Raw genomic sequence first — 16,756 nt, 5'->3', positions numbered from 1 at the left:
GGACGCGCGGGGATTTTCCCCGCTGGATATTTCCTTTCGCGGAGGCATCCTTCCGGCCGTGGATCTGTTCTCCAAACCCCGTCCTGAACCGAAGGCGCTTTCCGTCACGCAGTTGCTGCGGCGGATGAAGAACGTGCTGGAGAGCGGCGTCGGCGAGGTGTGGGTGGAGGGGGAGATCTCGAACCTCAAGAAACAGGCGAGCGGGCACTGGTATTTCTCCCTGAAGGATGACGGGGCGCAGATCCAGTGCGCCATGTTCGGGGCCAGGCGGAAGCCGGGCGCGGAGGTGATGGAGGACGGGGTGAAGATCCGCGCCTTTGCGGAAGCCACCGTCTATGAGGCGCGTGGCACGCTCCAGATCATCGTCCAGAAAGTCGAAAAGTCCGGGGCGGGTGACCTCCAGGCGCGGTTCGAGGCGCTGAAGCGCAAGCTGGCGGAGGAAGGTCTGTTCGACGCCGCACGGAAAAAACCGATCCCGAAATTCCCCCGTGTGGTGGGGATCGTCACCTCGGACACGGGCGCGGCGATCCGTGACATCCTGAACGTGCTGGAACGGCGCGCGCCGTGGGTGCAGCCGGTTCTGTTCCCGGTGCGGGTGCAGGGGCGCGGAGCGGAGCGCGAGATCGCGGAGGCGATCCGGAAAATGGGCGAGCCGGAGAAATACGGCTACCCGCGCTGCGACGTGCTCATCGTCGGGCGGGGTGGTGGTTCGCTGGAGGACCTGTGGAATTTCAACGAGGAGGTGGTTGCCCGTGCCATTGCGGCGTGCCCGCTGCCGGTCATCTCCGCGGTGGGGCATGAGATTGACTTCACCATCGCGGACTTCGTGGCGGACCTGCGTGCGCCCACGCCCAGCGCGGCGGCGGAGCTGGCTGTGCCGGATGGCGCGGAGCTGGCAATGAAGCTGGCGCAGGCGCGGCGGCGACTTTCGAGGATCACGGCGGAGCGCCTGCTTTCCGCGGAGCGGTTCCTGGCGGGGCTGAAACGCGGCGCGCTGCGGCGCGATGGAGAGAGCCTGCTGCGTGAGCCGGTCATGCGGCTGGACGGGCTGCGGACGCGGTTGCGGTCGGCGGCGCTGCAGGGCCTGAGAACCGCGGCCATGCGCTACACGGAGGCGAAGAACACCCACCGCACGATCCATCCGGCGAAGGTGCTGGAACGGCGGCAGGAAAAGCTGGAGATGCTGCGCGCGAGGCTGGAGCGGCTGGGCGGGGACGGTGTCGCGCACCATTCGCGGCGGCTGGATGTCCTGCGCGGCCTGCTGCGGGCGCTGGGGCCTGAGTCCGCATTCCAGCGTGGCTTTTCCATCACGCTCGATGAAAAAGGCAAGGTGGTCCGCTCCGCGAAAGAGCTGGCGCCGGGTGATGTGCTGAGAACGAAGTTCGCGGATGGTGAGGTGGCCAGCCGCGTGGAGAAATGAATTTCCGAATGTCCGAGATGAGATCGCTTTTGAAATGGGGCGCGGCGGCGCTGGTGTTGGCGCTATCCGGCTGCGCAAAGAAGGACGTTGTTGCGGAAACCCTGTCCTATGAGGTCGTGTCCGTGGTGCCGCATGATGTGGATGCGTACACGCAGGGGCTCCAGCTCACCGGCGGCAGGCTGCTGGAGAGCACCGGCCATTATTCCAAATCCTCCGTCCGCGAAGTGGACCGGAAGACCGGCGCGGTGCTGAAACGCCGCAGCCTCCCTGCGGAGGTATTCGGTGAGGGGCTGACGATGATGAACGGGGAACTGTGGGTCCTCACTTGGAAGGAGAAGACGGCCTTCGTCCTGGATCCCGCGAGCTTCCGCACGCTGCGCACGCATACCTTCGACGGCGAGGGCTGGGGTCTCACCACGGATGGAAAGCATCTCATCATGAGCGATGGCAGCGCCACGCTGAAGTTCCGCGACCCGAAGGACATGGCGGTGAAGAAGACCGTCACGGTGACGGAACAGGGACGTCCGGTGAAGCTCCTCAACGAGCTGGAATACATCAAGGGATCCGTCTTCGCGAACGTCTACATGACCAACCGCATCGCGCGGATCGATCCGGATAGCGGACAGGTCACCGGGTGGCTGGACCTTTCCGCGCTGCGTTCCCAGCTTCCCACGCCCAACCGGGCGGAAGTGCTGAATGGTATCGCGTATGATGAGGAAACCGGCCACCTGCTGGTGACGGGCAAGTTCTGGCCGCGCATGTTCGAGATCAAGCTGAAGCCATGATCCGGCCGGTGAAAATCCTGTCCACTGCGGCGGCGGTGCCGCCGGGCCGCCTGACGGATGGGGATCTCGACCTCGCGCTGGGGCTGCGTGATGGCGCCAGCTTCAAGGCGACCGGCATCCGTTCGCGCCACATCTCCACCACGGAGACCGCGGCGTCGCTTGCGGCGGATGCCTGCCGTGCCGCGCTGGAGGCCGCGGGTCTCCGCTGGGATGATGTGGACGCGCTGGTGGCGGCCTCCGCGACCATGGACCAGGCGCTGCCCTACAATGCGGCGATGATCCACGCGGAGCTGGGTTTGGGCGGAAAGCGCACGACCACCTTCGACGTCGGCGCGAGCTGCATGTCGTTCATCGCCGCGCTGGATGTCTGTTCCGCACTCATCACCGTAGGGCGCTTCGGCCGGGTGATGGTCGTTTCGTCCGACGTCTCCACCTTCACCGCGGACCGGACGAACCTGAAGGTCGGCGGCCTGTTCGGGGATGGCGCGGCGGCCTGCCTTCTGGGGCCCGCGCAGGCGGGGGAGAGTTCGGCGATCCTGGCGACACGGAGCGTCACCCTGTCCGATGGGGTGGATTTCTGCCGCATCCCCAGTGGCGGCTCGCGCTTCCACCGCCGCACGCCGGACTCGGGGGCGGGCGCGTTTTTCGAGATGACTCCGAAGGCGCTCTATTCCCTGGTGGCGAGGGAGCTGCCGGGATTCGTGGACCGGCTGCTCGCGGAGGCGGGTGTCACCATGGAGGGGATCGACCTGGTGGTGCCGCACCAGGCCAGCCCACTGGCGCTGAAACACATCATCCGCACCCTGGGCATTGATGCGGGGAAGATGGTGGACATTTCCGCGGACCACGGGAACCAGGTGGGTGCTTCATTGCCAACGGCCCTGCACCATGGACTGGCGGGTGGACGCATCCAGCGCGGTGCGAAGATCCTGCTGCTGGGGTCCGGAGCGGGCGTGACCATCGGCGGAACCGTGATGATCTACTAGGATGACCGTGGAACCGATTTCCTTCGACTTGCTGAGGGTGGGCCACTGCACCCATCCGGAGTGCGTGGCGATGCGCGGCGGGCGCTTCAAGTCCATCGAGTTCCCCGCGCTGGTCGGGCTGCTGCGGCACCCCGCGCTAGGCTACGTGCTCTATGACACCGGCTACTCCCGCCATTTCTGGGAGGCCACACGCACCTTCCCGGAATGCCTCTACCGGATGATCACTCCGCCCGCGCTGCCGCCGGAGGAGGAACTGATCCACCAACTGGAGCAGCGGAACATCCGCCCGGATCAGATCGGCTCGATCATCATCTCCCACTTCCATGCGGACCACGTGGCGGGACTGCGGGACTTTCCGCAGGCGCGCTTCATCGCCACACGTGACGAGTTCCGGGAGATGCGGGGCAAAGGCCGCGTCGCCCGGCTGCGCGGCGCGTTCCTGACGAAGCTGCTGCCGGATGATTTCGAAAGCCGCGTCTCATGGGCGGAGGACCAGCCGGTGGTGGATCCGGGGTTGGCCGGTTTCGGCGAAGCCCACGATCTCGCGGGGGATGCCAGCCTGCTGGGCATTCCGCTGCCCGGTCATGCGCGGTCCCAGCTCGGCCTGCTGTTCCGCTCCGGGGAGACCAGGAAGTTCCTCATCGGAGATGCCTGCTGGCAGGTGGAGGCGCTGGAGCGCCGGAAGCTGCCATCACGCGTGACGAAGCTGCTGTTCGCGGACAACCGGCGCTACGCGGAGACCTTCTTCCGGCTGGCGGATCTCCACCGGTCGGACCCCTCGGTGACCATCATTCCGTCCCACTGTGCCACCACCTGGAAGCGGCATGGCAACTCCCGGCAGGTGGTGCATGCCTGAGACCCTTTCCATCCTCCGGCACTTCGTGGCCGCGCGCTGGTTGCGGCGTTTTTCCACCCGGGTTGCCCTGCTTTCATGGCAGCGCGAGCGGCTGGATGGCTTCCTGGTGCGGCTGGTGGAGGAGGTGCCCTTCTATCAGGGGCGGCCCCCCGCGCTGGAATCCCTGCCGGTGATCGGCAAGGCGGAGATGCGGCTGAACTTCTCCGCACTCAACCGGCACGGCATCCATCTGGAAGAGGCGGAGGCGGTCGCGCTCGAGGCGGAAACACGGCGGGAATTTTCGCCGGTGCTGCCGGGCGGGATGACGGTGGGACTTTCATCCGGAACGTCCGGGAAGCGGGGCGTGTTCCTCGTCAGTCCGGAGGAGCGGCAGAGGTGGGCGGGCATGGTCCTGGCGAAGATGCTCTCGCGGGAATCCCTCGTCAGGATCCTCAGCTTCTGGAGGTCGCCGCTCCGCATCGCATTCTTCCTGCGCGCCGACAGCAACCTCTACCGCACGGTGGCCAGCCGCCGCATTGATTTCCGGTTTTACGACCTGCTGCGCCCCTTGGGTGATCTCGCCCACGATTTGGAAATCCAGCGGCCCCACATCCTGATCGCCCCTGCGTCCGTTCTCGCGGAACTCGCCGGGATCGATCCCCTCGGCATCCAACCACGGCAGGTGATCTCCGTCGCGGAGGTGCTGGACGGGCGTGATGCGGAGGCCATCCGCGCACGCTTCCGGGTGGAGCCCGCGCAGATCTATCAGGCGACGGAGGGCTTCCTGGCCTGCACCTGCCGGGAAGGACGGCTGCATCTGAATGAGGAGGTGCTGCATGTGGAGCCGGAGTGGCTGGATGCGGGGCGGACGATGTTCCACCCGGTCATCACGGACTTTTCACGGCTGTCGCAGGCCTTCGTCCGCCACCGTCTGGACGATGTGCTGGTGCCGGACGGACGGGAATGTCCGTGCGGTAATCCCTCGATGGTGCTGGCCCGCGTGGAGGGCCGTGCGGATGAAGTCCTGCGCTTCCCGGAGCCGGTGTTTCCGGATGTGTTGCGGCAGGCACTCTACGCCATGCCGGATGCGCCGGACTTCTACCGCATCGAGCAGCACGGATGGGAGCTGAGGATCTTCCTCAAGGATCCATCCCCAGCCATGGCGGGCGAGGTGGGGAATGTCATGATACGGCTTTTCCAAAGGTTGGGCCTCGCCACTCCGCGGCTGGCCTTTCCGGAGTGGACGGACCAACCTCGCGGGGAAAAACGCCGTCGCATCCGCTGCGTCACCCCAATGCATACTTCCACATGAATATCCTCATCACAGGCGCGTCCGGCTTTGTAGGCGGTTCCTTCATGCGCTGGGCTTCACGGAACCCGTCCGTGTGCGTGCACGGCATCGGCCGCCGCAGGCTGCAAATGGCGAACTACACATCCTGGGACCTCACGAAGCCGCTGGAGATCGAGCAGACGCCGGACGTGGTGATCCATGCCGCGGCGAGGTCAGCTCCGTGGGGATCCCTTGAGGAGTTCCGCCGCCAGAACGTCACCGCCACGGAAAACGTGGTGGATTTCTGCGTGCGGAAGCGCGTGAAGCACCTCATCTACATTTCCTCCAGTTCGGTCTTCTACCGGGAGGCGGATCAGGAAGGCATGACGGAGGAGACGCCCATCGGTCCTGATTTCGTGAACCACTACGCCCGCACGAAATACGAGGGGGAACTGGCGGCACGGAAATTTCCCGGCCGGGTGGTGGTCCTCCGTCCGCGTGCGGTGTTCGGGGAAGGGGACACGGTCCTGTTCCCGCGCATCCTGGCAGCGGCCAGGGCCGGGAGGATGTACCGGTTCCTCCGTGAGGGTCCGCCGGTAAAAGGGGATCTCATCCACATCGGTTCACTGTGCGACTACATGCTGCGCGCCGCTCTGGACCCGGCGGTGGAGGGGGATTTCAACCTCACCAACGATGCCCCGGTCGAAATCGAGCCGTTTTTATGCGGGGTGTTCCAACGCCTCGGTATCCCGCTGCCGGACAAAACAATGTCGTCTGAGAAGGCGCTGAAGCTGGCGACCGCGATCGAATGGGTCTATAAAATCATCATGCCGTACAAGGAACCGCCCATCACCCGCTTCGGCATCGGTGTGCTGGCGTATTCGAAAACCTTTGATGCCTCGAAAACCCTGCGCGTTCTCGGGCCGCCCGCCGTCACTCTGGAGGATGGAGTGGAGGCGTTCGTCCGCTGGCAAAAACAACAGATGCGCTGATCCATGTTGGTGACCCTTTCCATCATCATGTGCTGCGGCCTCTACCTTCTCCTGCTGGGGATGAAGGGGGTGCTCGCCGTGCTGCAGGCGCGGAAAGACGCGCACGCGGAGGAACCTTTCGTGAAACTGCGGACCCTCACCGTCCTGCAGCCCATCCTCAGCGGGGATGAGAAGCTGGAGCGGATGCTGGAGAGCAACCTGCTGTCGCTGCCGGGGCAATGCTTCATCTGGCTGTGCGACTCGGAAGATGCGGAGGCCATCCGCGTGGCGGAAAAGCTGCGGGCCGCCCACCCGGGTCACCAGATCGCCATCGTCATCTGCCCGGACTGCCCGGACGGGGTGAACCCGAAGGTTTTCAAACTCATCCAGGCTTCGCCGATGGTGGAGACGCCGTATTTCGCGGTGCTGGATGATGACACCCACCTTCCCACCGCCACGGCGGCGGATCTGGTCATGCACGCTCAGGGTGCGATGGTCTCGACCGCGCTTCCCTCCTACCGGGAAAGCGGAGGGTTCTCCGGCACCCTGCTCGCGCAGTTCGTGAACAACAACTCGGCGATGACCTACCTGTCGCTGCTGCCTTTCTGCCCGCCCATCTCCCTCAACGGCATGTGCTACGTGATGAAGACGGGGGACATCGGTATCTTCATGGGCATCACCCGTCATCTGACGGATGACCTTGCGCTCGCCGGGGCGGTGAAGGCCGCCGGAGGGGTGATCCACCAGTCTTCCCTGCCGGTGTTCCTCACCACCCACGTGGATGGATTCCCCCACTACCTGCGGATGATGCACCGCTGGTACCTGTTCGCGCTGCTGCTGGTCCGGGGGCAATCTCCGGCCCGGCAGGTGGTGATCTTCGCGATGTATGGCTGGCACCAGCTCCTGCTGTGGGTGCCGCTGGTGTTCCTGGTGATCCGGCCTTCGTTGAGGCTGGCGGTGTTCACGGTGATTGTTTTCATCGTCCGCTCCTTCATCCTGCAACTGATGCAGGCGGGGGTGTTCGGAATGCCCATCCACCGGCCGTTCGCATCCCTCATTTCGGAACTGCTGCAACCGCTGCACATGATTCATGCGCTGGTGAACCGCAGGATCCGCTGGCGCAGCCGGAGGTACCGCGTCTTCGCCAGCGACCGCTTCCACAAAGATGAATGAGGAAAGGGTCACCGTCGCGTTCCTGACCGGCCAGAGTGATCCCCGGACCAGCGCCCTCAGTCCGGTGCAACAGAGATTCCTCGACCAATCGCCGGTGACTCCGGAACAGAGGTTGGATCTGAATTTCCCCTACCGGAACGCGGGACGGTGGAGTGAAACCAACCTGCTCCGCGCGAGTTTCAACAACGCGCGGCAATACCTCGCCTGCCGGCGTCCGTCGTTTGCGGAAACCCACCGTCCGTCGGTGGTGGGAGCCTTCGGTTCCACCGGAAAGGTGGTGATACTGGCTGGCAGTTGCGGGCTGGAGCTGCTGGTGAACCTGCGGTTGCCGGAGGGGGTCGTGCGGCGCCTGCACGTGTTTGCCTACGGGCCGGTTTCGCGCTCCCTTCCGCGCTGCGCTTCGCTGGTCACCGTGCGGGGGAACCGGGATCTGATTTCCAGGTGGTGGCACCCCCGGGTGGACCATGTCATTTCCTGCGGCCACATGGACTATCTGGAGAGGGAGGAGACCATGGCCCTCTTTTGCGCCTTCCATCAACGGGTGACCGGGGGAGGGGGGCGGTGAGAAAGCTCCGGATCTGCCTGTTGGCGCCTCCCTACGCCGGCCACCTGAATCCGCTGCTGGGGCTCGGCAGGGAACTCCTGCCGCTGGCGGAGGTGACGGTGCTCAGCACCCCCGGGGCGATGCGGTCCGTGGAGGCGGCGGGGCTGCACGGCCACGCCATCATCCGGGAGCATGAGCGGCTCATCCTTGAAATCGCCTCGCCCGGGCAATCGGTGAAAGGGAATCCCTTCCTCCTGTTCAGGCAGTTGAAGGCGAATGTCTCCCTGCAGACGGAGGTGCTGGAGGAAGTGGCGGCCGCCCTGGAGGAACTCCGGCCGGACCTGGTGATCGCGGACTTCACCCTGCCCGTCGCCGGGGTTGCGGCCGAGCGGCATGGCATCCCGTGGTGGAGCCACCTGCCCTCACCGTGCGTGTTCGAGGCTCCGGACGGCCCGCCCGCGTACTTCGGCGGACTCTTTCCGGCGGAGGCTCCTGCGGAACAGGCGCTCCATTTCCTGCTGCGGAAGACCACCCGGCTGTTCAAGCGGCTCATGTTCTGGATCTTCCGCCGCACGTTCAGGAACGTGGGCCTCCCGTCCGTCTATCGGGAGGACGGCTCGGAGCGTGCCTACTCCCCGGAGCGCATCCTGGTTTCCGCCGCCAGCGAGATCGAGTTTCCGCGGACCTATCCCCCGCATTTCCGGTTCATCGGCCCGCTGTTGTACACGCCCCCGGTCGAGCCGGCACCGCCTGTTTTTGCGGAGGGGCGGACGCACGTACTGGTGACTCTGGGCAGCCATCTCGGCCATCGGAAGGATGAGATCGCCACGGCCATCCGTGATCTTGCCGACCGGAATCCGGAATGGATCTTCCATTTCACGGACGGAGATCCGCAGGCGGGACGGCACGAGGGAGCGGGGAATTTCCAGCGCCACCCGTTCATTTCGTATGACCTCCATCTTCCGTGCTATGATCTGGTGATCCACCATGGTGGCAGCGGCATCCTCCACCACTGCCTGAAACACGGCATCCCCGCGGTGGTGATGCCGATGGATTTCGACCAGTTCGACAACGCGGCCCGTCTGGTGTGGGCGGGGACGGCGGTCCGGGCTGATTCTCCGGAGGAACTGGCGTCCGCTTTCCGTGAGGTGGTGGAAAATCCGGCGATCCGGGAGCAGTGCCGCCGTTTCGCGCACATCCTGGCGAACTACGAACCCGGGGCGCGGATCCGGCGGATGGTGGGGGAGAGGTTCTCCTGAAGGAGGAGGATTTCGCGCCTTCTCTTTCAACTTCTCATCGGAGCGGCCGTCGGCTCATAGTCCGCGCATGCCCGAGACGGAAATTTCCACGGTTGTCATCCTCATCGCCGCGTGTGCGGGGATCCTGTTCCTCATCCTCATCGGGGTGATGGTGATGGGGTCCCGTCTTGCCCGGATTGAGCGGCTGCTTGCGGTCCAGAGCGAAAATTCCCGGGAACAGGCGACGCAGAGGAGAACCGGTGAAGTCATCGAGACCCGTTCCGGAACCGCATTCGACAAATTCCTCGACGAGGAACCCTCCCGGAAGCTCCTTTCCAAGAAGGAGCAATCAGCCGCTTACCGCAAATGGCGGCAGGAACAAGGTATGAATTGGTCGAATTCATGATTCTAGCAGCCGGATAGAAAAGCCGTTCAATACGGAGTGATTGCGCCGAAATTTTTCGGTTTTTTCGCATTGCCAGCCGACCTCCCATTGGCATTCTCCCCGTGCCCGACCCGAGCCAATCGGGAAGAACTCGAAAACAGCTTGTGAAAAATTTCACAAGCTCCTAAAACAGTCGCACCGAACCGCCCTCCTCATGGCAAATTTTTTCCCACGCTGGTCGAACCTGCTTCCGCTGAAGATTGCCTTTTGTGCTGGCACGGCTCTGGCGGGTGTTGCCCTTGCTTTCGCCTATTACGCGACCCCAAAGGCGACGACCGTCGGATACCAGCCGGCCCAGCCGATCCCGTTCTCGCACAAGATCCACGTTGACCAGCTCGGTCTCGACTGCCGCTACTGCCACTCGTTCGTGGATGTTTCCGGCACTTCCAACGTCCCGACCGGGAATACCTGCTGGAACTGCCACCAGCACGTGCAGAAGGACAGTCCGAAGCTTGCTCCGCTTCACAAGTCCATGAACGTGAGCTATGAAGGCTACGACGGCAAACCCATCGAGTGGGTGCGCGTCCACAAGGCCCCTGACTACGTTTATTTCAACCACTCCGCCCACGTGAACCGGGGCATCTCCTGCCAGAGCTGCCACGGCGACGTGGACAAGATGGAAGTGGTCTTCCAGGCGGAAAGCCACTCGATGGCATGGTGCATCGACTGCCACAAGGCTCCGGAGAAGCACCTCCGCCCGCTTGAGGAGGTCTTCAATTTCTCCTACGGCGACAAGGACGTCGCGAAGTACGCGAAGGCGAACTCCGGCATCAAGACGACCGAAGACCTCGGCCTGAAGCTCAAGCAGCAGTTCGACATCAAGCCGAAGACCAGTTGCGCGACCTGCCACCACTGATCGCTCCCCGCCCTTTCCAATCATCCCCGATTTTTCCCGAAATTCTTAGCCTCACATGAGTAAGCGCATTTGGAACCACCCGGAAGCGGACGCTGGCAATGCCACCGTCGCTTGGCGCAGCCCGGGACAGCTTCAGGACTCACCGGAGTTCCGCACCTGGCTGGAGCGGGAGTTCCCGCAGGGAGCCGCGGAAATGGCGGATGGTGAGGACGCGGAGACGTCCCGTCGTTCCTTCCTGAAACTGATGGGGGCATCCACCGCGCTGGCTGGCTTCGGCATGGCCGCCTGCCGCCGTCCGGAATCCTACATCGTCCCCTACACCAAGGCCCCCGAGTGGGTGATCCCCGGCAAGGCGACCTATTACGCATCCTCCATGCCGCGTGCCGGTGGCGCGACGCCGCTGGTGGTGACCACCTTCGAGGGCCGTCCGACCAAGCTGGGCGCGAACACCCTGCACCCGGACAACGAGGGCACCGACGCCTTCGTCCAGGCTTCCGTCCTCGACCTCTACTCCGTCTCCCGTTCCCGCACCATCCTCAAGGAAGGCAAGAAGGCCTCCCGCAAGGAGCTGGACGAAATGGTGGCCGCACTGGCCAAGAACGCCGGTGGCAAGATCGGCTTCGTTTTCGGCGCCGATGACTGCCCGACCCGCAGCCGCCTGACCCGTGAGCTGGCCGCGAAGTTCTCCGCCGCGAAGTTCTACCAATACGAGCCCCTCTCCGGGGACTCCGTGCTGGGTGACGGTGTCACGACCGCCGTTGATTTCTCCAAGGCCGACCGCATTCTTTCCTTCGACTGCGATTTCACCGCGCTCGATTCCCAAGGTCCGATCCGTCCGTTCTACGACCGCCGCAAGCCGGAAGGCCGTTTCTACGACCAGAAGGCGGACGCCGCCGGCATGAACCGCCTCTACATGGTGGAGGCCGCGTTCTCCCTGACCGGCGGTATCGCGGATCACCGCCTGCGTGTCCCAGCCAGCCAGATCGTCACCATCGCCGCCCAGATCGCCCGTGGCCTCGGCGTGGATGCCGCATCCCTCACCGCCGCCGGTGAAGTGACCGACGCCAAGCACCTGCAGTGGATCGCCGCCTTGGTCGAGGACCTGAAGGCCAACGCCGGCAAGTCCGTCGTCCTCGCCGGATCCCGCCTGCCCGCCGCCATCCGCCAGCTCGCGTTCGAGATCAACAGCAAGCTCGGCAACATCGGTGAAGGCAAGCCGCTCGCCACCTACCGCACGGAAGTGACCGGCCTCGGCACCCTGGCGGACGTCAAGGCGGACATTGATTCCGGTGCGGTCGATACCCTGATCCTCCTCACCCCCGCCAACCCGCTCCACGACGCGCTCGCGGACCTCGGTTTCGCGGATTCCTTCAAGAAACTGAAGGCCAGCATCCATCTCGGCACCCGCACGGACGCCACGGCGCATGCCTCCACCTGGCACATTCCGGCCGCCCATTATCTGGAAACGTGGTCGGACGCCCGCAGCGTCCGCGGCACCTACACCATCGTCCAGCCGATGATCCTGCCGCTCTACGCGGACTGTGTTTCGGAGCTGGAACTCCTGCTCGCGCTGCTTTCGGAGGAAGGCAAGCTGATCAACGGCGAAGGTGAGGAAGGCGCGGCATCCCCTGCCTACACCGCCGTCCGCGCCACCTTCGCCGCAATCGGCGGGGAAGGGGACACCGTCTGGAAGCAGTTGCTCCGCGATGGCTTCCTGAAGGATTCCGGCTATCCCGCCACGGAAGTCAGCCTTCCGCAGAACGTCTGGTCCGGTCTCGGCTCCATCCGTCGCGAAGTGCCTTCCACCACCTCGCTGGATGTGATCTTCGCCACGGACGCCTCCGTCTATGACGGCCGCTGGATCGACAACGGCTGGCTCCAGGAAGCCCCCGATCCAGTGTCCAAGCTGACCTGGGACAACGCGGCGCTCATCGCCCCGCAGACCGCCAAGGATCTGGGCATCTACAAGGATCTCGTGCCGCTCAGCACCCGCTTCGCCGACCGTGCCCCGGAAGGGGACAACGAAGGCGAACACCGCACCGCGCCGATGATCAAGCTGACCGTCAACGGCGTCACCATCGAGATCGCCGTCCTCATTTCCTTCGGCCAGGCGGAGAACACCATCGTCATCCCGCTCGGCTACGGCCAAGGCTTCAATGAAGAGGATGAACTGGAGCGTGACACGAAGAAAGCCTCCCACGTCGGCCTCGTCGGTGTGAACCGCGGTTTCGATGCCTACGTCCTCCGCAAATCCGGCAGCGAATATTACGCCACCGGGGCCACGGCCGAGAAGATCGCCAAACGCTACCACGTGGCCCTCACCCAGGAGCACAACTCCATGTATGGCCGCGCGCTGGCCCGTGAGATCTCCACCATCGAAACCGATGAGCTGAAGGGTGACTTCGCCAAGCAGCTCGCCGGCGTCAAGAAGCAGGGCAACGACTCCCACGCCCCTGAGAACATCTCCCTCTACAAGCAGGAAGGCTCCTCCACCTGGGACCCCGGCAAGGACGGCAAGGCCAAGCCGCTCCTCAGCGACCCGCTGCACCAGTGGGCCATGGCCATCGACCTTTCCGCCTGCACCGGCTGCAACGCCTGCCTCATCGCCTGCCAGGCGGAGAACAACATCCCGATCGTCGGCAAGGAACAGGTCGCCCGCGGCCGTGAGATGCACTGGGTCCGGATGGACCGCTACTACGCCGTCCACAAGGACAACGACTTCGACCCGGGCAACCCGGAGATGATCACCCAGGGTGTCTCCTGCGTGCAGTGCGAAAGCGCCCCGTGCGAAACGGTCTGCCCGGTGAACGCCACCGTCCACACCGAGGACGGCCTCAACGCGATGGCCTACAACCGCTGCATCGGCACCCGCTACTGCGCGAACAACTGCCCGTACAAGGCCCGCCGCTTCAACTTCTTCGACTACAACAAGCGCAACCCGCTCATCGCCCACAACCTCAACAAGGGACCGTTCGGCGAGAAGCAGGTCGGCCAGGGGCCGCACCTCCAGCGCAACCCGAACGTCACCGTCCGCATGCGCGGTGTGATGGAGAAGTGCACCTACTGCGTGCAGCGCCTCAAGGACGCCGTCATCCGCCAGAAGCGCGCCCAGAAGCACGAAGTGCTCGCGGACGGCCGGAAGTCTCCGGAAGTCCAGGTCACCACCAACACCCTCCGCGTGCCGGTGGAAGCCCTCAAGGTGGCCTGCCAGGACGTCTGCGGTGCGGAAGCCATCAGCTTCGGCAACCTCCTCGACGGTGACAAGTCCACCATGGTCCGCGCGAAGAACAGCGAGCGGAACTACGACCTGCTCAACTACATCGGCACCCGCCCGCGCACCAGCTACCTGGCCCGGGTGAAGAACCCGAACCCGCAGATGCCGGACGCCAAGTTCGTCGGCAAGGCGACCATCGACATGGTCTGATCCGTTCACGCAATTCCCTCACCACCAGCCTTTCCACCACACATGGCATCCTCCACCCACACAGCTCCGGAGACGCACACGGGAGTGAAACTCCCGGTTCTTGAGCGTGAAAAGCTGATCCTCAACGGCCGGTCCTACCACTGGATCACCGAGCGGATCTGCGGCGTCGTCGAAAACAAGCAGCCGCTCCTCTGGTGGCTCCTGTTCATCCCGTCCGCGCTCATCGCCCTCATCGGCGTCGGCGGCGGCCTGACCTACCTCGTTTCCACGGGTGTCGGTGTCTGGGGGATGACCAACCGGGTCTTCTGGGGCTGGGACATCACCAACTTCGTGTTCTGGATCGGTATCGGCCACGCCGGAACGCTGATTTCGGCGGTGCTGTTCCTCACACGACAGAATTGGCGGACGTCCATCAACCGCGCGGCGGAGGCCATGACCATCTTCGCCGTGTGTTGCGCGGGTATCTTCCCGGCCTTCCACATCGGCCGTGTCTGGTTCGCCTGGTTCCTCGCCCCGGTGCCGAACGCGAACGGCATCTGGCAGAACTTCAAATCGCCCCTCCTCTGGGACGTGTTCGCGGTGTCCACCTACTTCACCGCCTCCCTCATCTTCTGGTACCTCGGCATGGTGCCGGACCTCGCCACCATCCGCGACCGGTGCAAGCCGGGCCTGCGCAAGCTCCTCTACGGGATCTTCTCCCTCGGCTGGCGCGGTGGCAACCGCCAGTGGAGCCACTATGAGATGGCCTACCTGCTGCTCGCCGCCCTCTCCACCCCGCTCGTGCTTTCCGTGCACTCGGTCGTGTCCTTCGACTTCGCCACCTCCGTCGTTCCGGGCTGGCACACCACCATCTTCCCGCCGTATTTCGTCGCAGGCGCCATCTTCGGTGGCTTCGCGATGGTGCTCACGATCATGATCCCGGCCCGTTTCATCTACGGCCTCCAGGACGTGATCACGATGAAGCACATCGACAACATGGCGAAGATCATCCTCCTGACCGGCACCATCGTCGGCTACGCCTACCTCATGGAGCTGTTCGTCGCCTTCTACTCCGGCGCGATCTACGAAATGGACGCCTTCAAGTTCCGGATCGCCGGTCCATACTGGTGGGCCTACTACGCGATGATGGGCTGCAACGTCATCTCCCCGCAGCTTTTCTGGTTCAAATGGTGCCGGGAAAACCTCTGGGTCATCATGATCGTCTCGATGTGCGTCAACGTCGGCATGTGGTTCGAGCGCTTCGTCATCATCGTGACCACCCTGGCGCGGATGTGGCTGCCGGGTGACTGGAAGACCTACTCCCCGTCCGGTGTGGAGATGATGACCTTCGTCGGCACCATCGGCATGTTCCTCGCCCTGTTCCTCCTCTTCCTGCGCTTCCTGCCCTGCATCAACATCGCCGAGGTGAAGTGGACCCTTCCGGAGTCCGACCCGCACTTCGACGACAACAACGAGCACGACGACCACGGCACGGTCTCCGAAGCCGCCTACCAGAAGGAGCTGGTCTCCTCCAAGTAATCCATTTCCAACCGACCTCCTCCACCACGTGAGCACCACCCGCAAACGCGTCTACGGCTACCTCGCCGAGTTCAAGAGCGCTTCCGCCCTCTACAAAGCCGCCGAGCAGATCCGCGACGCCGGCTTCCGGAAATGGGACTGCTATTCCCCGTATCCGATCCACGGCCTCGATGGGGCGATGGGAGTGAAGCGCTCCATCCTGCCCTGGTTCGTCTTCTGCGGCGGCATCACCGGCACGGCGACCGCCTTCGCGCTGGCCTACTCCACCCAGGTCGTCATCTACCCGACGGTGGTGCAGGCGAAGCCGACGAACATCTTCACGGTGCCGGCGTTCTTCCCGATCATGTTCGAGCTGACGATCCTGTTCTCCGTGCTGACCGTGCTCTTCGGCGTGCTCGCGCTGATGCAGCTCCCGCGCCTGAACCACCCGCTGTTCGCCAGCCGCCAGTTCCACCGTGCGACCGACGATGGCTTCTTCATCGCCATCGAAGCCCGCGATCCGAAGTTCAGCCCCAACGGCACCCGCGACCTCCTCTCCGAGATCGGCGGGGCGAACATCGAACTCGTCGAAGAAGAGGACAAATAACCCACGGCTGTCCGCACCCCTCAAACGATTTTCTCCATGCGCTACTTCTTCATCATCTACGCGATCATCGCGCTGCTCGTTGTCGGGATCTTCGGATTCCGCGGCCAGCATTCGTCCAAGCCACCGATCCGGATCTTCCCGGACATGGATGAGCAGGACAAGCTGCGGGCCCAGAAACCGGAGCCGTTCTTCGCGGACGGCCACGGTGGACGCCTGCCGGTCCATGACACCCAGCCGCGTGGCTTCAACGAGGAAGGCGTCCGCGTCATCGGTGGTATCCCGGAATACGAATTCGGCGGCCAGACCGGCTACTACTACACCGGCACGCTCGACGACTACTTCGGCACCGGCATGCCGGCCGAGCTGGAACTCACCGCGGACAATGCGGCGGCCCTCATCCGCCGCGGCCAGGAGCGTTACAACATCTATTGCTCCGCCTGCCACGGCACCTCCGGAGACGGCCAGGGCATCACCGCCAAGTATGGCGTGCCCGGCATCGCCAACCTGCACGGGGATCCGTTCAAGGCACCGGCCTACCCGGACGGGCGCATGTTCGACGTCATCACCAAAGGCAAGGGCATGATGGGTTCCTACGGCGCCAACATCCCCGTCCGCGACCGCTGGGCGATCATCGCCTACGTCCGCACGCTGCAAGCCGCCAAAGCAACTCCGGCTCCCGCCGCCCAATAATTTTCCTCACCGCCC

The 16,756-nt window shown here is 64.2% G+C and carries 15 protein-coding genes; all 15 read left to right on the top strand.

The annotated features are described in order from the left end of the window. The first annotated feature begins 58 nt into the window (after positions 1–58). The 15 genes from xseA (at position 59) to OVA24_RS18625 (ending at position 16,741) form a co-directional block, all read left to right on the top strand. The gene (xseA, locus tag OVA24_RS18695; RefSeq protein WP_267671642.1) at positions 59–1,420 is read left to right on the top strand and encodes an exodeoxyribonuclease VII large subunit; all 1,362 of its coding nucleotides are present in this window, start codon (positions 59–61) and stop codon (positions 1,418–1,420) included. A gap of 17 nt (positions 1,421–1,437) precedes the next feature. Beyond that, positions 1,438–2,205 (top strand): glutaminyl-peptide cyclotransferase, encoded by a 768-nt coding sequence (locus tag OVA24_RS18690; RefSeq protein WP_267671640.1) that lies wholly within the window; start codon positions 1,438–1,440, stop codon positions 2,203–2,205. A gap of 8 nt (positions 2,206–2,213) precedes the next feature. After that, a complete protein-coding gene (locus OVA24_RS18685; RefSeq protein WP_267671639.1) occupies positions 2,214–3,191 on the top strand; it encodes a 3-oxoacyl-[acyl-carrier-protein] synthase III C-terminal domain-containing protein in 978 nt (325 codons plus the stop codon). Position 3,192: 1 nt separating this feature from the next. After that, positions 3,193–4,047 (top strand): MBL fold metallo-hydrolase, encoded by an 855-nt coding sequence (locus OVA24_RS18680; protein WP_267671638.1) that lies wholly within the window; start codon positions 3,193–3,195, stop codon positions 4,045–4,047. Further along, entirely contained in the window at positions 4,040–5,338 is a 1,299-nt protein-coding gene (locus OVA24_RS18675) for a F390 synthetase-related protein (RefSeq protein ID WP_267671637.1), read from the top strand. Before OVA24_RS18680 ends, OVA24_RS18675 begins: the two co-directional genes overlap by 8 nt. Next, on the top strand, positions 5,335–6,288 hold the full coding sequence (locus tag OVA24_RS18670) for an NAD-dependent epimerase/dehydratase family protein (protein ID WP_267671636.1): 954 nt from the start codon (positions 5,335–5,337) through the stop codon (positions 6,286–6,288). The genes OVA24_RS18675 and OVA24_RS18670 overlap by 4 nt, the downstream gene beginning before the upstream one ends. Before the next feature lie 3 nt (positions 6,289–6,291). Then, positions 6,292–7,440 carry a glycosyltransferase family 2 protein gene (locus tag OVA24_RS18665; protein ID WP_267671635.1) on the top strand — a complete coding sequence of 383 codons (1,149 nt, stop codon included), beginning with the start codon at positions 6,292–6,294 and terminating at the stop codon, positions 7,438–7,440. Next, entirely contained in the window at positions 7,433–8,005 is a 573-nt protein-coding gene (locus tag OVA24_RS18660; protein ID WP_267671634.1) for a hypothetical protein, read from the top strand. The genes OVA24_RS18665 and OVA24_RS18660 overlap by 8 nt, the downstream gene beginning before the upstream one ends. Then, a complete protein-coding gene (locus tag OVA24_RS18655) occupies positions 8,002–9,243 on the top strand; it encodes a nucleotide disphospho-sugar-binding domain-containing protein (protein ID WP_267671633.1) in 1,242 nt (413 codons plus the stop codon). The genes OVA24_RS18660 and OVA24_RS18655 overlap by 4 nt, the downstream gene beginning before the upstream one ends. A gap of 67 nt (positions 9,244–9,310) precedes the next feature. Then, entirely contained in the window at positions 9,311–9,628 is a 318-nt protein-coding gene (locus tag OVA24_RS18650) for a hypothetical protein (RefSeq protein ID WP_267671632.1), read from the top strand. Between the two features lie 193 nt (positions 9,629–9,821). Beyond that, the gene (locus OVA24_RS18645) at positions 9,822–10,523 is read left to right on the top strand and encodes a cytochrome c3 family protein (protein WP_267671631.1); all 702 of its coding nucleotides are present in this window, start codon (positions 9,822–9,824) and stop codon (positions 10,521–10,523) included. 55 nt (positions 10,524–10,578) lie between these two features. After that, positions 10,579–13,947, top strand: coding sequence for a TAT-variant-translocated molybdopterin oxidoreductase (locus tag OVA24_RS18640; RefSeq protein WP_267671630.1), 3,369 nt, complete (start codon positions 10,579–10,581; stop codon positions 13,945–13,947). A gap of 42 nt (positions 13,948–13,989) precedes the next feature. Then, positions 13,990–15,465 carry an NrfD/PsrC family molybdoenzyme membrane anchor subunit gene (nrfD, locus tag OVA24_RS18635; protein WP_267671629.1) on the top strand — a complete coding sequence of 492 codons (1,476 nt, stop codon included), beginning with the start codon at positions 13,990–13,992 and terminating at the stop codon, positions 15,463–15,465. A 28-nt stretch (positions 15,466–15,493) separates the two neighbouring features. After that, a complete protein-coding gene (locus OVA24_RS18630; protein ID WP_267671628.1) occupies positions 15,494–16,051 on the top strand; it encodes a DUF3341 domain-containing protein in 558 nt (185 codons plus the stop codon). 36 nt (positions 16,052–16,087) lie between these two features. Continuing rightward, positions 16,088–16,741, top strand: a complete 654-nt coding sequence (locus OVA24_RS18625) for a c-type cytochrome (RefSeq protein ID WP_267671627.1) — start codon at positions 16,088–16,090, stop codon at positions 16,739–16,741. The last annotated feature ends 15 nt before the right edge of the window (positions 16,742–16,756 follow it).

Source organism: Luteolibacter sp. SL250, assembly GCF_026625605.1.
Taxonomy (GTDB): domain Bacteria; phylum Verrucomicrobiota; class Verrucomicrobiia; order Verrucomicrobiales; family Akkermansiaceae; genus Luteolibacter.
The sequence above is the reverse complement of the archived record's forward strand: the minus strand, read 5'-3'. Positions and strand labels throughout refer to the sequence as shown.

Coding starts and splice junctions, on each gene's coding strand:
- nrfD (WP_267671629.1), top strand. CDS start 13,990: ATGGCATCCTCCACCCACACAGCTCCGGAGACGCACACGGGAGTGAAA.
- OVA24_RS18650 (WP_267671632.1), top strand. CDS start 9,311: ATGCCCGAGACGGAAATTTCCACGGTTGTCATCCTCATCGCCGCGTGT.
- OVA24_RS18670 (WP_267671636.1), top strand. CDS start 5,335: ATGAATATCCTCATCACAGGCGCGTCCGGCTTTGTAGGCGGTTCCTTC.
- OVA24_RS18660 (WP_267671634.1), top strand. CDS start 7,433: ATGAATGAGGAAAGGGTCACCGTCGCGTTCCTGACCGGCCAGAGTGAT.
- OVA24_RS18645 (WP_267671631.1), top strand. CDS start 9,822: ATGGCAAATTTTTTCCCACGCTGGTCGAACCTGCTTCCGCTGAAGATT.
- OVA24_RS18675 (WP_267671637.1), top strand. CDS start 4,040: ATGCCTGAGACCCTTTCCATCCTCCGGCACTTCGTGGCCGCGCGCTGG.
- OVA24_RS18680 (WP_267671638.1), top strand. CDS start 3,193: ATGACCGTGGAACCGATTTCCTTCGACTTGCTGAGGGTGGGCCACTGC.
- OVA24_RS18665 (WP_267671635.1), top strand. CDS start 6,292: ATGTTGGTGACCCTTTCCATCATCATGTGCTGCGGCCTCTACCTTCTC.
- OVA24_RS18625 (WP_267671627.1), top strand. CDS start 16,088: ATGCGCTACTTCTTCATCATCTACGCGATCATCGCGCTGCTCGTTGTC.
- OVA24_RS18640 (WP_267671630.1), top strand. CDS start 10,579: ATGAGTAAGCGCATTTGGAACCACCCGGAAGCGGACGCTGGCAATGCC.
- OVA24_RS18690 (WP_267671640.1), top strand. CDS start 1,438: ATGAGATCGCTTTTGAAATGGGGCGCGGCGGCGCTGGTGTTGGCGCTA.